This is a genomic window from Paenibacillus residui (assembly GCF_042677205.1).
GTDB classification, from domain to species: Bacteria; Bacillota; Bacilli; order Paenibacillales; family NBRC-103111; genus Paenibacillus_L; species Paenibacillus_L residui.
In genome coordinates this window covers 44127-61954 of record NZ_JBHTIU010000051.1, presented here as the reverse complement: position 1 = coordinate 61954, position 17828 = coordinate 44127, and the positions used below count along the sequence as shown (strand labels likewise).

Below are 17828 nucleotides of genomic sequence, written 5' to 3'. Positions count from 1 at the left end.
AATAACCCGGTATTAGAGGAAGCTTTTTATGCCAATAGGAATCTATATTTTCATCGTATTAACGCTGTAAAGAACTTAAAGATTCCTATGTGGTCAAAAAAACTCCGGAACCCGGGGATTGAGCCTATCCCGGACTCCGGAGATTCTGTATTAAGGCAAATAGCTGCGGAGGACGGTCAAATTGCCTTCCAATTGATAGTTTTCGAGTGAGGCGGGCAGCAGCAGACACTCTCCGGCCTTGATGGGCATGCTTTCCCCATCCCACGAAATTTGTCCGCTTCCTTCGCAGACAATATGAATGACGAACGTTTCCTTAGAAGTTTGCAGCTCCCAGCGGCCGTTCACAACTCCCTTTTCTACAATAAAATAGGGGGAATGGGCCAGCTTGAGCCATTGATTCGGCCCCGGGACCTCGGTAGTCATTCTTGTTGCCCCGGCTCCTTCGTAAGCGATGACATTCAGCGAATCCTCGATATGAAGCTCTCGGGGCTTGCCGTCCAGGCCCGGTCGATCATAATCATAGAGGCGGTAAACGGTATCCGAATTTTGCTGAACCTCTGCAACCAGCACACCCGCTCCAAGAGCATGAACCGTTCCCGCAGGAATATAGAACGAATCTCCGGCCGCAACCGGAACCTCCTGCAGATAATCCAATATACGTTTGCCTTCTATCGCTTCCGCAAGGCTTTCCCTTGTTGTACCGGGCTTCAGCCCATAGATGATTTTAGCCCCCGGCTTGGCTTCAAGAATGTACCACATTTCCGTCTTGCCAAGCTCTCCTTCGGGCAATCCGGCATAATCGTCTCCGGGATGCACCTGAACGGACAGGTCGTCTTCGCAATCGAGAAGTTTGAGCAGAAGAGGAAAACGGCCGTTAGGCGAGTTTATGCCCTTGGTTCCGAAGATAAGCTCTCCGTACTTGCTGCGGATTTCATCGAGGCCCAATCCGGCCAGCTCCCCGTTGGCAACCTTCGTAGTGCCGTTAGGATGATCGCCAATCATCCAGCCTTCTCCGATTTTGCTATTTTCCTTAACAGGCAGACCGAATTTGGCTAAAGAATTGCCTCCCCAAACTCTTTCCTTCATTTCCGGTATAAACTTCAGCGGATATGATTTCAATTAAGAATCCCCACTTTCTGTTTTTTCTCCTCTGATTATTAAAGGGGGTGACCCCAAGACGAGCGCCGAAGCACTCATTCGCAAACAAAATGTCCCCATTAACGGCGAAGTGCAACTTCCCGCTTGGCTACGGCAATAAGATAAGGCGGGTGGTTGCGTTGGTTGATCATGGCGTATTTGAGCACCTGGAAGTTCGGCTGGGGCAATTCAGCGGCCCACTGCTCAACGGCAGCGGCTTCCCTGTCTCCGCCTTCATGGCCGGTATAAAGCACTATGGTCGTTAACCCTCCCGGGCGGAGCAGATCCACTGCCGCGTTCAATGCAGGGAGGGTCGTTTCGGGGACGGTAATCGTGCTATGATCGGAGCCGGGCAAATACCCGAGGTTGAACATGATGGCTCCGACCCGTCCGTGACAAGCCTCTGGAACATGCTCCTTCATTAAGGAATGAGAGGCCTGAATCCAACGTACCGGATGTCGGTCTCCCATATGCTTTTCCAATCGGCCGGATGCCTTGCGGAGTGCCTCAGCCTGTATATCGAAGCCGTATACACTTCCCTGCAGACCGACTCTTTCGGCCAGAAACAAGCTGTCGACGCCATTGCCGACCGTTGCGTCTATCGCGATATCCCCCGGTTGAAGCTGCTCGGACACCAGGCGGTGAGCATAGCTCAGGATCGATATAAAACCCATAATTCCTCCTACATTGCACTATCTGGACCCAAATAAAGGGTAATCAGACTCGGTCCAGTTGTTCATTTAAACAAGTCCGCTTTGAACCGCGTCCCGTTCTTTTCCTTGCCAAGTATTTCTTCGTCTTAATTCCGCATCAATCGAGTTGAGAACCTCCCATTTCTTAAGACTCCACATGGGCCCGATCAGCAGATCACGGGGGGCGTCTCCCGTCAAGCGGTGGACAATCATTTCGGGCGGAAGCATCTCCAGCGTGTCTACGACCAGCTTGACGTATTCGTCCTTCTCCAGAAATTTCAGCAATCCGGCCTCGTACTGCTTAACCATCGGTGTCTTCTTCATTAGATGCAGCAAGTGAATTTTGATGCCTTGTACATCCATATGCGAAACCTGTCTTCCCGTTTCCAGCATCATGGCCTCGTCTTCTCCCGGCAATCCGTAGATAATATGGGCGCAAGTCCGGATGTTATGCTTCCGCAGCTTGGATACGCCATCGATAAAGCATTGAGTGTCATGAGCACGGTTAATCAGCCGGGAAGTTTCCTCATGTACGGTCTGCAGCCCCAGTTCTACCCATAGATAGGTTCTTTCGTTCAGCTCCGCCAAATATTCGACAACGTCGTCCGGAAGACAGTCGGGACGGGTGGCAATGGATAAGCCGACCACTCCCGGCTGCTGCAGAATGACTTCGTAGTAATCCCGCAGAACATCGACCGGCGCATAAGTGTTCGTATAGGCCTGGAAGTATCCTATATATTTCGCATCCGGCCATTTGAGATGCTGGCGGTCGCGGATCGTGTTGAATTGTGTCACCAGATCCTCCCGACGGTTTCCGGCAAAATCTCCCGAGCCCCGCTTGCTGCAGAAGGTACAGCCTCCAATCGCTATTCTTCCGTCCCGATTGGGACAGGTGAATCCGGCATCCAGCATAACCTTGAATACTTTGGTGCCGAACTGCTGTCTCATTTCGTAATTCCACGTATGAAATCGTTTGTCGCCCCATGTCCGGGGCGCTGCGTTAATCAAGTTCATTAATATAACTCCCTTATTCCATTGCATAAAACCGCTGTTCTCTATGGCCCCATCGGACTCCATCTTCCCGGACACCGCTCATGCCATGGCACCGGCTTATACTTAGACAGGTTTTTTTTCATTTTAACTTATCACAAGAGAAATTGCATCCGGGTACCAAGAACATGGGAGGATTACCAATATCCCCGCAGGATAGAACCTTATTCGCGGGAGGACAATAAGAACGTGCCATCACATATCAATCATAGATTGGAGGATTTACAGTTGAACAAAGGTTTGGGAATAGCTGTTATCCTTACGATGTTCGTGTTTGCGGTACCTGCGGATGCCGCAGGGACTACCGACACGGGTGCTCCTCAGCCAGGGACCACAACGGTCAATACCAACGGAACTTATACGGGTGCCCAGGACATGAGCGGTAATGCGAATTATCCGGGGAGCTACGGGAAGTATTCGCCGGGTATCAACACTCCTTCGGGGCTTAACGGCGCCAATGTGGGAACTACCGATGTTAATCGGGTCAGCGGGGACATGAACGGGAATGGGACAACGAGAAGCACTTACACGAACCAAATTCCTGGCAGAGGAAACGGAACGGGAGCTTATAACATGAGCACTTACCGTACCGGAGCAGCAACACGGGCAGACAACACGATGAATTGGGGATGGCTCGGATTGCTTGGATTGCTCGGCTTGGCCGGGCTAGGCGGAAGGAATCGGGGGGACCAACCGCAGAAATAGCACGCCTGAACAAACTCCTTTTTCCATATGGAACTGGGAGTTTGTTCATATGAACAGCAAACTTTTATGTCCGTTATGAAGCGGTTGCAAATTGATAAAGAAGGCTTAATCCGATATACTATATATAAGTAGGAAAAAAGTTTAAGATCATTTATGAAATCATATTCAGTCAACATCATACAGGCAGCAATCCCATCCATAATATGCCGAGGTGAATGATATGAATGCACAGCAGGCAATGGTAACCATTCCGGATAAGGAGCAAATAATAGCCGTAGAATTGACTGTTAAGGAATTGATGGCGCTGAGCGGCAGCCGCTTTCACCAGGACCAGCAATTGCTGCCCTCTGTGCGTAAGAAGCTGCGGGATCATCTGCAGAGGGAATGGATATCCCGGATAACCGAATAACCGGCAAGGAAGAGAATCTTGACGCCATCCGCGTTAACATTCTCTTTTTTGTTGGAGACATCATTTTCTTTTGATTTTTTAGTCTCCATGAACTATGCTATCTTTTGTGCAGAATTTATAGTTCAAGGGGCTCCCCGCAAAGTACAGTACAAACCTTTATCGAAGCAAAGTCAGGAAGAGCGACCGCGTTTAGAGGAAGGTTTAGACGCCGACTCCGTTGGAGTGCGGACGGAATAGGCTTTGAAGATTACACGTCATTTTTTTATGAGGTTATTTTGTATATCAAGGTGTGGAGGTCTAGCTCATGCGTTTAAGAGGAAGAAAGGGAATCAGGGAAAGTCTGGAGAGACAGGAGGATCTTGTTATTCTTCAGCCGTCCCAATGGAAGGGAAGATGGTCGGAATACTTCGGGAACTCGAACCCGATTCATGTCGAATTAGGAATGGGAAAGGGCAAATTTATCAGCGACCTGAGCTTTGCTCATCCTGATATTAATTATATAGGCGTAGACATGTATGATGAGTTGATCAGACGTGCAAGCGACAAGGTGAGGGCCGTGCGGGAAGAGCATGGGGCGGGGCTAGGCAATATCGCTCTGGCACTAATGAATATCCAAACGATTGAAGACGTATTTGCTCCCGGAGAATTGGAGAGAATTTATTTAAACTTCAGTGATCCTTGGCCGAAGAAGAAGCATGCGAGACGCCGGTTGACTCATTCCGGTTTCGTGAATAAATACAAATCAATCCTGAATAACAGAGGAGAAATTCATTTCAAGACGGACTCCCGAAGCCTCTTCGAGTTTTCACTTAATTCTTTTGCAAATATGGGCTTGAGAATGCGGAATATTTCCCTGGATCTTCATGCGAACGGACTGAGGGAAGATTTAATCCCTACGGAATATGAGCTGAAATTTGTAAGCCAAGGGATGCCCATTTATCGCTGTGAAGTAGTGATTGGCAGCCAAGCGTTGGAAGAGCACGAACAATACCTTGAGAAGGAAGATAACGCTTAAAGCGCATACATTTTCGACATGAATCCCGTTTCGGGCCTACAGTTGCGGCAATCAACAAGTGCAGAGGATAGGGAAGATTGTTATATTAAGGCTGTAATAATTAAGAAATGAATAGAAATAGAACTTTATAACCTGGTTAATTGATTCTTTGGTTGCATTGATTTTATATTGGACAGACCGATTTAACTGCTCCCGCAAGGGGGCTTTTGTCATGGTTGCGCAATGATTTCAAAACCGATATTGTAGTGGTTAAAAAAATGGAAAGCTGTGCGTTGTTTCAGATCGTGTTTAATGGGGGTAACAGAAGTAGTAAGAGGCAATTTTCGGCTTAGTCTGTTTCCCTGCGTTGAAAGTATAGCAATAGTGGACATACTGGTTAATATTAACGATTCGAAATTATGTTTTGAAAGGAGTGATGCGGAAAATTTCTATTGAATGTCTACTTGCTTTTTGTAGCAGGCTAAGGTTAGGTTGTAATGAAAATTAGGATTGTTTTATAATAAAACACATTAACCGGCTGCTGAAACACCTCTCTGACGTTGGTCGAAGAACTATAGATAATACATGAAAACAGGATAGAATGAAGCATATTGCAAGGCTGAGATTCATCTTGCGGGCTTTTCCCGCCAATTATGTCTATTCCGGTGATTTCAAGCAGAAATATAATTTTGACAAAACAGGCCAAAGAGAGGAAAATCAAATTCGGCTAAAGGTTATACCAGATTCCCGTAAATAAAGAGAAAAAAGGGAAAACAAAAGGGGGATTTACCACAAATGCTGGACAATGTATTCCTTGGATTGCAGATTGTCTTGGCGTTAATCGGGGGTTACCAACTGTTCTTGACTTTCTTTGGGTGGTACCGGAAGAAGAAACAAATCCAGTACGAGCCGCAGAAGTCATTTGCAATTCTGGTAGCTGCTCATAACGAAGAGCAGGTCATCGGAGCGTTAATTGAGAATCTAAAGAGTTTGAAATATCCGAAAGAGCTGTACGATATCATGGTTATCTGTGATAACTGCACGGATCGTACGGCGGAAATTGTGAAGGAGCACGGAGTATATGCCTTCGAACGGCGCAACCCCAATTTGCGCGGCAAAGGCTATGCCATCGAATGGATGCTTAAGAAGCTGTGGAAGCTTCCGCGCTCCTACGATGCGGTTGTTATGTTCGACGCCGATAATCTGGTCGATCCCGATTATCTGATTCATATGAACAACGACCTGTGTTCAGGTTCCAAGGTTATCCAGGCTTATCTCGATACCAAGAATCCGCTTGATTCCTGGGTTACTGTTTCTTACGCGATATCTTATTACTTCGCCAATCGTTTCTGGCAACTGCCTCGTAAGAACCTTGGCTTGGCCAACTATTTGGGCGGCACGGGAATGTGTTTCGATTCCGACCTGCTCAAGCAAATAGGATGGGGCGCAACGAGCCTGGTGGAGGACCTGGAATTTTCCATGCGCTGCGTCAAGCTGGGGATAAAGCCGACGCTGAACTTTGAAGCCAGGGTGTATGACGAGAAGCCTCTCACCTTCAAAGCTTCGGCCAAACAGCGTCTGCGCTGGATGCAAGGCCACTTTGACGTATGCCGCAAATATTTCTTCCCGCTGTTGTGGCAGGGAATCAAGGAACGTAGCTGGACCAAGATCGATGCGGCCATATACTCGGCGAATGCTTATAACTTTTTCCTCGCTTTTATTATAGCGGTAATTTTCTGGGTGGGGGGAGTGCTGCTCGATAATTCGGTGGCCAACCTGTACGAGGTAGCGCCGATTATCAACGGTATCGCCATAGCCATCTATCTCCTGCTGCCGATATCGTTAGCCATGGAGAAGGCTTCCTGGAAGATGTATTTATATCTACTGCTTTACCCTATTTATATGTTGTCCTGGTGGCCCATCACAACGGTTGCTTTCTTTACTCAAACGAACAAAAAGTGGAGCCATACGAAGCATACGCGTGTAATCAGATTTGATGAAGTACAGAGCAAACAGGCCGGCTAGCGCCTGAATATTAGGCGTCAAGCCATTGACAGCCAATGACTGAAAATGGTATAGTAGTACAGTGATGTTTGTACAATGAAGCAGAAGCGCCCGCTTCTCACCTGGCCGACCGGTTGTTGGCAGGTTCCCGGTCAAACGATAGAATCGCTGGACTGTGAATGCAGATGTGGGCTTGGTTTGCCCACATCTTTTTTATTTGCCCTGCTGGAATGTCAGAAAGTGTAAGCTTAATCAGTACACTGATATTTCCTGACGAGCGGACTGCCGCCGTTTCGAAGAGACGGCGCGGCCCTTATCCCTTGGGCATATGGGCCTGTTTTGTTGCTGTCGCCAGATTATTTACGGAGGTGGAATACTATTAGTAAAGACCATTTAGTCAATGAGGAGATTCGTGTCAGAGAAGTCCGTTTGATCGGTGCCGACGGGGAGCAGTTGGGCATCAAGCCGACCCGCGAAGCTCTCCAAATTGCCGCCGATGCGAATCTCGATCTTGTCAGCGTCGCTCCTAACGCTAAACCGCCGGTATGCCGCATTATGGATTATGGCAAGTACCGCTACGAGATGCAGAAGAAAGAGAAGGAAGCCCGTAAGAATCAAAAGGTGGTCGACATTAAGGAAGTCAGATTCAGCGCCTCCATTGAGGAGCATGATTTCCAAACCAAGCTTCGCAACGTAGTGAAATTTCTTAAAGACGGAGATAAGGTGAAATGTTCCGTCCGCTTCCGCGGGCGTGAAATTACCCATGCGCAAATCGGGCAGAAAGTGCTGGAGCGCGTTGCGGCGGAGGCGGAAAGCCTCAGCAATGTAGAGCGCAAGCCAAAGCTGGAAGGCCGCAGCATGATCATGATTTTATCGCCGAAATAATTCGACACAAGGAGGACCATTCCATGCCAAAAATGAAAACACACCGCGGCGCTGCAAAGCGTTTCTCGAAAACCGGAACCGGAAAGATCAAAAGGAACCGCGCGTACAAGCGGCATATCCTGGAGAGCAAATCTCCTTCCCGCAAGCGCCATCTGCGTAAATCGGTCGTTATGGCGGCAGGCGATGTGAAACGCATCAAGAGTTTGCTCGTGTACGTAAAATAATCCGAATCCAACGCATAACAATAGGAGGTAGAACATTATGGCAAGAGTTAAAGGCGGATTCGTAACCCGTCGTCGACATAAAAAGATTTTGAAGCTGGCTAAAGGATACTTCGGTTCCAAGCACAGACTGTTTAAAACGGCTAACGCACAGGTGATGAAATCCCTTCTGTACGCTTACCGCGACCGCCGCAACAAGAAGCGTGATTTCCGCAAACTGTGGATTACCCGTATCAATGCGGCTGCCCGCATGAACGGTCTCAGCTACAGCAAATTTATGCACGGCTTGAAGCTTGCGGGTGTAGACGTTAACCGCAAAATTTTGGCAGAGCTGGCTGTTTCCGATGCCAAGGCATTCTCCGATCTGGCCAATGCCGCCAAAGCTAAAATCAACGCCTAATGAAAATCCGGTTAGGGTCATGGCCTTGACCGGTTTTTTTGTTTTTGTAGTCCCGCCGGAAAGCTCTTGTCGAAAAAGTATTGACTATTTTCCGGCTAGTGCATATAATAATCTTTAATTAGATTCTACAGTTGAACATCTTCTTATCAGCTATGAAGAGGACGAAGTATAAGGGCTCTTATGTTCAGAGAGCGAAGGATTTGCTGAAACCTTGGCCTTAATCCCTTATTAACGAGCTCACCTCGGAGCTGTTTTCCTGAAAAGCGAAGAGCCTATTAGGGAAAATCGGAATGGCACACGTTACCGTGCTGATGGTTTCTAGCTAGCGGAAACTGGTTAGGATACCCGTTAAGGTAATGCGCTGCGAGGCGCCTACAAAGCAGGGTGGTACCACGGAAGATCAACCTCTTTCGTCCCGTTTAATGTCTTTTTGACAGGCATGGGATTGAAGAGGTTTTTTTAGTTTATTCCTGTGCTGGCGCATCTTCAGGGGGGAGCGGCTTATCCTTCGGTCTATCCTTATATAGAACGAACTCGCAAGGCTGTTAGGGAAGTTGAGGTTTGCTGCCGCAAACCGTAAGGTGTGATGCAAGCGGTGCTGCTTATTATTGAAAGGAGGGGTTATGGATGAGTGTTCAGAATCCAACCAAAGTTTTACACGAAGAATTAAAAGCCAAGCTGATGAAGCCGGAAGTGATTTCCGGTTCGGAGATTTTGCTGCGGAGCCTACTGCTGGAAGGGGTTGAATGTGTTTTCGGTTACCCGGGAGGCGCGGTTCTGTTTATTTACGACGCCATGCACGGCAATCCGGACTTCCACCATCTATTAACCCGACATGAACAAGGAGCCATCCACGCGGCTGACGGCTATGCCCGCTCCACCGGCAAGGTAGGCGTCTGTATCGCCACTTCCGGTCCGGGGGCGACCAACCTCGTTACCGGAATTGCAACGGCTTATATGGACTCCGTACCGCTTGTCGTGATTACCGGAAACGTCGCGACGAATTTCATCGGAACGGATGCCTTCCAGGAAGCCGATATTACCGGAATTACGATGCCGATCACGAAGCACAGCTACCTTGTCCGCAAGGTCGAAGATTTGGGACGTATCATTCATGAAGCTTTCCATATCGCCAATACCGGGCGCAAGGGACCGGTTCTGATCGACATTCCGAAGGATGTTTCGGCGAACAAGACGTTGTTCCAGCCTCAGTTGGATCCGGTGACGATTCGCGGATACAATCCGTCTACCGATCCGAACAAGGTACAGACCGATGCTATGCTGAATGCCATTCAGCAGGCTGAACGGCCGGTCATTCTGGCCGGCGGAGGGGTTGTCTATGCGGATGCGTCCGACGAGCTGATCGAGTTTGTCAACAAGACCAACATTCCGATCACGACGACGCTGCTGGGCCTGGGCGGCTTCCCGAGCGGTCATGAGCTGTGGATGGGGATGCCCGGAATGCATGGGACTTATACCGCTAACCACGCCATTCAGGAGAGCGACCTGCTGATTTGTATCGGCGCCAGATTCGATGATCGGGTGACGATGAAGCTGGATGGCTTCGCGCCGAAGGCCAAGATTGTTCACATCGATGTCGATCCGGCCGAGATCGGCAAGAACGTGAAGACCGACATTCCGATCATCGGCAATGTCAAGGATGTGCTCGGCTACGCGAATACTAAAGCCGTACGGGCCAATACGGATGCTTGGGTAGCCAGGGTACAGGAGATGAAAGCGAAGTACCCGCTGAAGTATAAAGATTCGGATACGGAGCTGAAGCCTCAATACGTTATCGAAATGATCAACGAAACGACCCGGGGCGATGCCATTATTACTACCGATGTAGGCCAGCATCAGATGTGGGTGGCTCAATATTACAAATTCAACCGGCCCCGCTCCTGGATCACCTCCGGAGGATTAGGCACTATGGGCTTCGGTTTCCCTTCGGCTATCGGAGCCCAGATGGGCAATCCCGACAAGCTGGTCGTATCGATCAACGGGGACGGCGGAATGCAGATGTGTTCCCAGGAGCTGGCGATCTGTGCCATCAACAACATTCCGGTGAAAATTGTCGTCATCAACAATCAGGTGCTCGGTATGGTCCGCCAATGGCAGGAAATTATTTACGATAACCGCTACAGCCATATCGATCTTGCGGGAAGCCCTGATTTCGTGAAGCTGGCGGAAGCCTACGGTGTCAAAGGGCTGCGCGCGACGACGAAGGAAGAAGCGCGTAAAGCTTGGCAGGAAGCGCTTGATACTCCTGGACCGGTGCTGATTGACTTTGTAGTGCCGAAGGGTGAGAATGTCTATCCGATGGTCACTCAAGGATGCACGATAGATGAGATGATAATGGGGGATTCGGAATGAACGAGAGAAAACATACGATCGCCGTTCTGGTCAACAATCAGCCGGGAGTGCTTCAGCGGGTAGCCGGATTATTCGGCCGCCGCGGGTTCAATATCGAGAGCATTACGGTAGGGGAATCCGAGGAGCCGGGCCTCTCCCGTATGGTCATCGTAACGGTCGGCGACGAACATACGTTGGATCAGGTAACCAAACAGCTTTATAAACTGATTGACGTTATTAAAGTGGTTAACCTGAGCAGCCATCCGATGGTCGCCCGCGAGCTCGCCCTGATCAAAATCAATGCCGAGCCCGGGATGCGTCCCGAAATATTGGGGATCGTCGATACGTTCAGGGCAGCCGTTGTTGACATCGGCCCCCATACGCTAATCGTTCAGGTTGTCGGCGACAGTGACAAAATCGATGCAATGGTCGAATTGCTGAAGCCATACGGTATTCGCGAATTGACCCGCACGGGTGTAACCGCAATGGTTCGCGGTTCGGTCCATTAAGTTTGCGGCCTAAGTAATTCAGATAATACACCCTTGAGTGGGTGTTAGAGCGGATCGCTTCGAACAGAAAAATTCAGTCCATGTATGCAAGAGGGTTCCGTTGCAACACCCACTCAAGGGTTTTTAAATTAAAGGAGGAACTATTTCCATGGCAGTTAAAATGTATTATGAGCAAGATGCTAATCTGGGTGCTCTTCAGAACAAAACGATCGCAATTATCGGATATGGAAGCCAAGGCCACGCTCAGGCCCAAAACCTTCGCGACAGCGGATTGAATGTCATTATCGGTCTTCGCAAAGGGAAGTCCTGGGATGCAGCCAAGGATGACGGCTTCGAAGTGTATGAAGTAGATGAGGCTGCCCGTCGCGCGGACGTTGTACAATTGCTTATCAATGATGAACTGCAAGCCAAAGTATTCAAGGAGCAAATCCAGCCGAACCTGAAGAAGGGAGCCGCTCTGATGTTCTCCCACGGCTTCAACATTCACTTCGGACAAATCGTTCCGGACGAGCATACGGACGTTCTGATGATCGCTCCTAAATCTCCCGGACATCTGGTTCGCCGCACTTATGTCGAAGGTTTCGGCGTACCTGCACTGATCGCCGTAGAACAGAACGCAACCGGACAAGCGCATGAGATCGGTCTGGCTTATGCTAAAGGAATTGGCTCCACTCGTGCGGGAGTTATCGAAACGACATTCCGTGAAGAAACGGAAACCGACCTGTTCGGTGAGCAAGCTGTACTGTGCGGCGGCGTATCCGCTCTGGTCAAAGCAGGTTTCGAAACATTGATCGAAGCCGGTTATCAGCCGGAAATCGCTTATTTCGAATGTCTCCATGAGCTGAAGCTGATCGTTGACCTGATGTATGAGGGCGGATTGGCGCGTATGCGTTATTCCATCAGCGACACGGCTGAGTATGGCGATTATGTAACAGGACCTCGCATCGTTACCGAGGAGACGAAGAAGGAAATGAAGAAAGTTCTGGAAGAAATTCAAACCGGAGTCTTCGCGCGCAATTTCATCGTGGAGAACCAATCCAACCGCGCCTTCTTCACAGCTACCCGCCGCAGAGAAAACGAGCATCCAATCGAAAAAGTCGGCGCTCAATTGCGTGAAATGATGCAGTGGATTCAGAAGTAATAGCCCTTTATTAACGGCATATTAATTATAAATGAGGAATCCCCCCGACCCTTACCAGGGCACGAGGGGATTTTTTCACAATGGGGCTGTCTCATAAGCCGATCTATGATTTTTCAAGCCCCCGCCTAGTGTTATATTTGGCTACTAAAAAAGGACCCCGTTCCCACTCACAGTGGGATTTGAGGTCCTTTTTGCTTCGTATTTGGGATACTCCCGTTTTACGCGAACGTTTGTGGAACAGCCGCATTTCATCGGTAAGCGCGCCTGTCCAAAGGACGGCGTTAGCCGTTTATCCTTGTGTCGTATAAAATGCGAAGCCTAAGCTCCTTGCTTCTGGCGCTGTGCTAACTTAGCAGGACAGGAAGTAGCAAGCAGGCTTATCTTCGCTAAAGCTGCAACCATTAAACGGGGGAAGGAACGTAGCTGTTCATGGCCCGAGCGAATCTTTCCATGCCGAGCTTCATTTCCTTGCTGTCGCTATGAGTAAAGTTGAAACGGCATGTGTTGACTTGCGGTTCACCTGCGTAGAAAGGCGCTCCGGGAACGAAGGCGACGCCTTCCTCCACCGCCTTGACGAGCAGTTCTTCCGCTTTGTAGCCTTCCGGCAGCTCCAGCCAGATGAACATTCCTCCTTCGGGCCGATTCCAGCGTAGTCCAGGAATATTAAGCCCTTCCAGAAGATCGGTCATAAGGAGCATTCTCTGTTCGTAATCCTTGCGGATTCCGGCAATATGGGCATCCAGATCAAAACGGCAGAGCAGCTCGTATAAGGCCTGCTGATCCATAGAGCTGGAATGAAGATCCGCGGCTTGTTTCGCCCTGGCCATATTCCGGATAATCGCCGGGTCTCCGATGGCCCAGCCTGTACGCAGAGCGGGGGCTACGGTCTTGGAGAAGGTGCTGGTGTATACGACGACCGAGCCGTGCGGATGAGTATCCAGAGAGAAGATGGACGGATACAAGCGATCGGAACTGTACTGAAGTTCCCCGTAAGGGTCGTCTTCAAGAATAAGAACATTATGCCGGCGGCATAATTGAAGAATGCCCTGCCTTCTTTCCAGATTCCAGACATAGCCCGTAGGATTGGAGAAGGTCGGAGTTACATACAGCAGCTTTGGCTGGTGCTGCTTGATTTTGGCGGCGGCATCCTCAAGATCCATTCCGAATTCATCGCCCTTAACGGCAACGACGCGTGCCCCGCGAGCCTGGAACACCTGCAGTGCTGCGAGATAGGTCGGCTGTTGTACCAGAATCACATCACCCGGATCGATATAGATACGTGTTAATAAGTCTATCGATTGCTGTGAGCCCGTCGTCAGGATCATTTCATCGGGGGTGACCGTAATATTCTTCTGACGCATTCTCTCGGCGAGTGCTTCACGCAAAGGCAGATAGCCTTCGGTTAGCCCGTATTGCAAGCTGCTGTTTCCTCTGTTCAGAGCGGCTACATATGCATCCCGCACCGCTTCGACGGGAAACAGCTCCTCCGCCGGTAAACCGCCTGCGAAGGAAATAATGGACTTGCCTTGCGTCAGCTTAAGAATTTCTCTGACTGCGCTAGACTTGAAGTGCTGCAATGATTCGGAAAATTGATAATCCATGGACAAGACTCCTCTATATTCTTTAATATATAATTGTACGGCACAACAAACCGGGTGACAATGGCAATTTTCACAAAAATAGAAGAAGATGAAGGAACGGATTTGTTATAGTCAATACCTATCGGATTCATAGCTTTTATATCTTTGTAAAATGACGTGAATTGTGTTACAAAGAAGATAGCTTTTAATAAGGAGTCTTTATCCAAAGACATCATTCATTATTATGGTCGAGATGTAAGGAGTGGTTTATGTGGCAGATGTGAAGAAGATTGCGGTTATCGCCGGAGATGGAATCGGTCCCGAGGTTGTAGCCGAAGCAGAGAAAGTGTTGAAGAAAACGGAGGAAGTATTCGGATACCGTTTCGAAACGGAGCATGGATTATTCGGCGGAATCGCCATCGATGAGAAGGGAACTCCGCTTCCCGAGGATACCCTCGAGATGTGCCGGCGCTCGGATGCCGTTCTGCTTGGCGCCGTAGGCGGGCCGAAATGGGACAACAACCCGAAGGAGCTGCGCCCGGAAACCGGACTTCTTGGTATTCGCAAGGCACTCGGATTGTTTTCGAATATTCGTCCGGCAGTCATTTTTGACTGCTTGAAGGATGCCTCCACCCTTAAGCCGGAGGTACTTGAAGGAACCGATTTGATCGTGGTGCGCGAGCTGACCGGCGGAATTTACTTCGGTGAGAAGCTGAGACGCGAGGGAGAGAACGGCGAGGAAGCGGTCGATACCTGTGTCTATAATGTCAAGGAAGTGGAGCGGATTGTCCGTCAGGCGTTCGAGATTGCCAGAACCCGCAGGAAGAAGCTGGCTTCCGTTGATAAAGCGAATGTACTGGAGACCTCCCGCTTGTGGAGAGAGACCGTTAACCGCATTGCTCCGGACTATCCGGATGTCGAGCTGGAGCATGTGCTGGTAGATAACTGTGCTATGCAACTTCTGCGCAGGCCTTCAAGCTTCGACGTCATCGTTACCGAGAATATGTTCGGTGATATTCTGAGCGATGAGGCGGCCATGCTTACCGGTTCCATCGGTATGCTTTCGTCTGCTTCCCTGGGAGAGGGCAGCTTCGGGCTGTACGAGCCTGTGCACGGATCCGCACCGGACATCGCCGGACAAGGCATAGCCAATCCGATTGCGACTATTCTGTCCGTTGCATTAATGTTCCGCTTGACTTTCGGCTACCATGACGCTGCAGCGGCGATTGAACGCGCTGTTAAGGAAGTGCTCGATGCAGGCCACCGCACCGGAGATATCGCGGTAGACAAGTCCTCAGCCATCGGCACTCAGCAGATGGGTGACCTGATCGTAGCGGCTATCCGTCAATAATTCATATCGGCCCTTCCGGAGATTGTCCGGGGGGGTTTGTTTTTTCGTACGCATGTTTCTGGAACCGGCACCGACACGGACACCGCCATAGAGTTGATATTCATTTCCAATAAATCCATACTTTCCTCATAGAAAATGGATGGCAGCTATTGTACACTGTTTAGTAATTATTTTTTTTCCTAGCCGGAGAAATCGCAGGAATTCTGTTTAGTGTTGCCGAATAGGGTTTAAACATGGATGGCAGATGAACCGATTTCATAAAAGACGGCGTTGAGGAGGGGTACAATGAGTTTCTGCTGTGGTGCAAGTATGATTGGAACCAAGGGCACATTGAAGCATGTTAGAACCCACATTCATAACGTCCCTATATTGTTTTGTCCGGTATGTCATCGGGTGGAAGTTCATCATATGGTGGAGAATGAATATGAAATATTAGCCGAATACGCTTGCTCAGACGGAGCATCGGAGGTCGACTTCATTGAATATGCGGACGTGAAAGACGGGCCGGAGCTTTTTGAAAACTGCGTTAATACGGAAAATGAAGAACCTATAGACATTGTACGTAACCAGATTGATATGGCTCTGGATCTGCTAACGGTTGCCAAACAGATTCAAGACGAGGAATGGGCCCGGCAGTTAAAGAAAAGACTGCAGGTGCTCAGCCATCGGAGAAGAAAGCTGGTTCAGAAAAATACAACCACATAACTTTATCATAAGGAAAACGTCTCTTCGGAGGCGTTTTTTTTGTTTGAAGTAACCAGGCGGATATTCCTGTCCGATTCGATGCTTGTGCAGAAAAAGTCAAGCCCCGCGAAACCGACTTGCTGCACGGAGGTAAGCAGGCTGTGAGTATAGTTCCTTCGCGGATATGGTATAATCATATAATCATATTAATAGAATTATAAGTTTTGACGATGAAATAGATGTCTAATAATATAGGCCGCTTGATTTACTTACCCCCCAAAGGATGATGACAGCATCGAATCGTTATAGTGTGAGGTGGACTATTTGTTACTGGTACTGTTGAAACGGTTTTTAGGTAGGAGCCAGTCTCACCGTTCGAAGGACACCTCTCCGCCTGAACGCATGGTGGAAAGGATCCAGAAGGGCGATTTGCGGCTAAGGAATCAGTTTATTACGGATTACCAGCCGTTTGTAGCAAAAGTGACAAGCCGTTTCTGTAAAAAATATATCGATCCCTCCAAGGATGACGAATTCAGTATCGGGTTGGCGGCCTTTAACGAGGCCATTAATCAATATTCGGAAACGGCAGGCAAATCATTTCTCGGGTTCGCCGAGACCGTGATTCGCCGGAGACTGATCGATCATATACGTAAGGAACAACGTTTTTCGCAGCATATTCCCTATAGCTCTTTCGAAGTCGAGGATGACGAGGACAATATCATTAATCCTGTCGAAATTCGCCAGGCGATGGACTATTACGGAATGCAGCAGGACGCCAAGGAGCGGGGGAATGAAATTGAGGAGCTGAACGGCAGCCTGGGGAAGTTTGATATTTCCTTCTCCGATCTGGTGGAGGCTTCCCCCAAGCACGTCGATTCCCGACAGAATTTACATTATATCGGGAAGCTTCTGTCTGAAGATCCCGAACTGATGGAGCAGCTGCTTCAGAAGCGTATGCTGCCGATTAAGGAGCTGTTGACCAAAGTCAGCATCTCCAGAAAAACGCTGGAGCGAAATCGCAAATACATCATTGCGATTGCACTTATTTATCATGGGCCGTATCCCCACTTGAAGCAATATTTGCTTCCTGTCAACCACACGCAGGAAAGGGGTGAAGAGAATTGAACAGAGGAATTGTTGTGGAAATCAAGCAGGGATCGGTCATCGTGATGACCCCGGAAGGCACTTTTCTGGAAGTACAGCGTAAAATTAATGATTGCCACATCGGGGAAGAAATTTGGTTTGCTTCTCCCCGTCGCCGTTTAGCCGGTTCTTCTATTGCTATGTTCTCTTCCATGGCAGCGGTTATCGCTTTTGTAATTGTTTTTGTTTCCATCTTTTCATGGGTGGGAGCTAAGGAAGTCGTTGCTTATGTCTCTATCGATATCAATCCGAGCATTGAGATAGGGATCGATAATGGACATAAAGTGCGCTCCTTGGTCGGACTGAACCAGGATGGGAAGCTCTTGATCAAAGGGGTTCAATTCTCAGGCAGACCGTTGACCGACGTTACGGAGGATCTTCTCCGTCAGGCGGAAAATCAGGTACTGAGCCGGGGAGCAGCAGATATTATCGTGGCGAGTACGGTGGTCGGAAGCAATACTAAGCTGAAGGACGATATCCTGAGCCTTGAAGTTAAAGAACTGATTACTGAACATGTCCGGAAGATGCATCCGGATCAGGCTGACCAGTATGTTGTCGCGGCTTTCTCCGC

General features: G+C 49.1%; 18 protein-coding genes and 1 other annotated feature. Of the genes, 14 read left to right on the top strand and 4 right to left on the bottom strand.

Going from position 1 to position 17828, the window contains the following annotated elements:
* Positions 1-150: 150 nt before the first annotated feature.
* The 3 genes from ACFQ03_RS16000 to ACFQ03_RS15990 form a co-directional block, all read right to left on the bottom strand.
* Complete coding sequence (locus ACFQ03_RS16000) at positions 151-1119, bottom strand: type I phosphomannose isomerase catalytic subunit (protein WP_144933654.1); 969 nt, start codon at positions 1117-1119, stop codon at positions 151-153.
* A gap of 98 nt (positions 1120-1217) precedes the next feature.
* Entirely contained in the window at positions 1218-1811 is a 594-nt protein-coding gene (locus tag ACFQ03_RS15995; protein WP_144933655.1) for a class I SAM-dependent methyltransferase, read from the bottom strand.
* 66 nt (positions 1812-1877) lie between these two features.
* Positions 1878-2843 carry a TIGR01212 family radical SAM protein gene (locus tag ACFQ03_RS15990; RefSeq protein WP_379289360.1) on the bottom strand — a complete coding sequence of 322 codons (966 nt, stop codon included), beginning with the start codon at positions 2841-2843 and terminating at the stop codon, positions 1878-1880.
* A gap of 264 nt (positions 2844-3107) precedes the next feature.
* On the opposite strand from ACFQ03_RS15990, the gene ACFQ03_RS15985 reads away from it, so the two are divergent.
* The 10 genes from ACFQ03_RS15985 (at position 3108) to ilvC (ending at position 12499) form a co-directional block, all read left to right on the top strand.
* Positions 3108-3584, top strand: a complete 477-nt coding sequence (locus ACFQ03_RS15985) for a WGxxGxxG family protein (protein WP_144933657.1) — start codon at positions 3108-3110, stop codon at positions 3582-3584.
* Between the two features lie 220 nt (positions 3585-3804).
* Complete coding sequence (locus ACFQ03_RS15980; protein WP_144933658.1) at positions 3805-3993, top strand: hypothetical protein; 189 nt, start codon at positions 3805-3807, stop codon at positions 3991-3993.
* 304 nt (positions 3994-4297) lie between these two features.
* Positions 4298-5008, top strand: coding sequence for a tRNA (guanosine(46)-N7)-methyltransferase TrmB (gene trmB / locus ACFQ03_RS15975; RefSeq protein ID WP_144933659.1), 711 nt, complete (start codon positions 4298-4300; stop codon positions 5006-5008).
* A 774-nt stretch (positions 5009-5782) separates the two neighbouring features.
* On the top strand, positions 5783-7012 hold the full coding sequence (locus ACFQ03_RS15970; protein WP_144933660.1) for a glycosyltransferase family 2 protein: 1230 nt from the start codon (positions 5783-5785) through the stop codon (positions 7010-7012).
* Positions 7013-7084: 72 nt separating this feature from the next.
* Positions 7085-7211: a sequence feature (ribosomal protein L20 leader region), on the top strand.
* Between the two features lie 125 nt (positions 7212-7336).
* Positions 7337-7876, top strand: a complete 540-nt coding sequence (gene infC / locus ACFQ03_RS15965) for a translation initiation factor IF-3 (RefSeq protein WP_186328227.1) — start codon at positions 7337-7339, stop codon at positions 7874-7876.
* A 23-nt stretch (positions 7877-7899) separates the two neighbouring features.
* Complete coding sequence (gene rpmI / locus ACFQ03_RS15960; RefSeq protein ID WP_144933661.1) at positions 7900-8100, top strand: 50S ribosomal protein L35; 201 nt, start codon at positions 7900-7902, stop codon at positions 8098-8100.
* Between the two features lie 37 nt (positions 8101-8137).
* Positions 8138-8497, top strand: a complete 360-nt coding sequence (gene rplT, locus ACFQ03_RS15955) for a 50S ribosomal protein L20 (RefSeq protein WP_144933662.1) — start codon at positions 8138-8140, stop codon at positions 8495-8497.
* 627 nt (positions 8498-9124) lie between these two features.
* Positions 9125-10870, top strand: coding sequence for a biosynthetic-type acetolactate synthase large subunit (gene ilvB / locus ACFQ03_RS15950; RefSeq protein ID WP_379289355.1), 1746 nt, complete (start codon positions 9125-9127; stop codon positions 10868-10870).
* Positions 10867-11358, top strand: a complete 492-nt coding sequence (gene ilvN / locus ACFQ03_RS15945; protein WP_144933664.1) for an acetolactate synthase small subunit — start codon at positions 10867-10869, stop codon at positions 11356-11358. The genes ilvB and ilvN overlap by 4 nt, the downstream gene beginning before the upstream one ends.
* 148 nt (positions 11359-11506) lie before the next feature.
* The gene (gene ilvC / locus ACFQ03_RS15940; RefSeq protein ID WP_144933665.1) at positions 11507-12499 is read left to right on the top strand and encodes a ketol-acid reductoisomerase; all 993 of its coding nucleotides are present in this window, start codon (positions 11507-11509) and stop codon (positions 12497-12499) included.
* Positions 12500-12900: 401 nt separating this feature from the next.
* Here the strand turns inward: ilvC and ACFQ03_RS15935 are convergent, their stop codons facing one another.
* Positions 12901-14100, bottom strand: a complete 1200-nt coding sequence (locus ACFQ03_RS15935) for an aminotransferase-like domain-containing protein (RefSeq protein WP_379289352.1) — start codon at positions 14098-14100, stop codon at positions 12901-12903.
* A gap of 250 nt (positions 14101-14350) precedes the next feature.
* Between ACFQ03_RS15935 and leuB the strand changes: the two genes are divergently transcribed.
* The 4 genes from leuB to ACFQ03_RS15915 all read left to right on the top strand — a co-directional run.
* Positions 14351-15430: a 3-isopropylmalate dehydrogenase gene (leuB, locus tag ACFQ03_RS15930; protein WP_144933667.1), complete on the top strand. Its 1080-nt coding sequence runs from the start codon at positions 14351-14353 to the stop codon at positions 15428-15430.
* 285 nt (positions 15431-15715) lie between these two features.
* Positions 15716-16135, top strand: a complete 420-nt coding sequence (locus ACFQ03_RS15925) for a hypothetical protein (RefSeq protein ID WP_144933668.1) — start codon at positions 15716-15718, stop codon at positions 16133-16135.
* Positions 16136-16438: 303 nt separating this feature from the next.
* Positions 16439-17239 (top strand): RNA polymerase sigma factor SigI, encoded by an 801-nt coding sequence (gene sigI, locus ACFQ03_RS15920; RefSeq protein ID WP_144933669.1) that lies wholly within the window; start codon positions 16439-16441, stop codon positions 17237-17239.
* The coding region (locus ACFQ03_RS15915; RefSeq protein WP_379289349.1) for an anti-sigma factor domain-containing protein at positions 17236-17828 on the top strand (593 nt) is incomplete at its 3' end. The genes sigI and ACFQ03_RS15915, both read left to right, overlap by 4 nt.

What these genes read in the sequence shown, in the direction of transcription:
- ACFQ03_RS15995 (WP_144933655.1), bottom strand. Translation starts at nt 1,811, where the DNA reads ATGGGTTTTATATCGATCCTGAGCTATGCTCACCGCCTGGTGTCCGAG.
- ACFQ03_RS15990 (WP_379289360.1), bottom strand. Translation starts at nt 2,843, where the DNA reads ATGAACTTGATTAACGCAGCGCCCCGGACATGGGGCGACAAACGATTT.
- ACFQ03_RS15980 (WP_144933658.1), top strand. Translation starts at nt 3,805, where the DNA reads ATGAATGCACAGCAGGCAATGGTAACCATTCCGGATAAGGAGCAAATA.
- trmB (WP_144933659.1), top strand. Translation starts at nt 4,298, where the DNA reads ATGCGTTTAAGAGGAAGAAAGGGAATCAGGGAAAGTCTGGAGAGACAG.
- ACFQ03_RS15970 (WP_144933660.1), top strand. Translation starts at nt 5,783, where the DNA reads ATGCTGGACAATGTATTCCTTGGATTGCAGATTGTCTTGGCGTTAATC.
- rpmI (WP_144933661.1), top strand. Translation starts at nt 7,900, where the DNA reads ATGCCAAAAATGAAAACACACCGCGGCGCTGCAAAGCGTTTCTCGAAA.
- rplT (WP_144933662.1), top strand. Translation starts at nt 8,138, where the DNA reads ATGGCAAGAGTTAAAGGCGGATTCGTAACCCGTCGTCGACATAAAAAG.
- ilvB (WP_379289355.1), top strand. Translation starts at nt 9,125, where the DNA reads ATGAGTGTTCAGAATCCAACCAAAGTTTTACACGAAGAATTAAAAGCC.
- ilvN (WP_144933664.1), top strand. Translation starts at nt 10,867, where the DNA reads ATGAACGAGAGAAAACATACGATCGCCGTTCTGGTCAACAATCAGCCG.
- ilvC (WP_144933665.1), top strand. Translation starts at nt 11,507, where the DNA reads ATGGCAGTTAAAATGTATTATGAGCAAGATGCTAATCTGGGTGCTCTT.
- ACFQ03_RS15935 (WP_379289352.1), bottom strand. Translation starts at nt 14,100, where the DNA reads ATGGATTATCAATTTTCCGAATCATTGCAGCACTTCAAGTCTAGCGCA.
- ACFQ03_RS15925 (WP_144933668.1), top strand. Translation starts at nt 15,716, where the DNA reads ATGAGTTTCTGCTGTGGTGCAAGTATGATTGGAACCAAGGGCACATTG.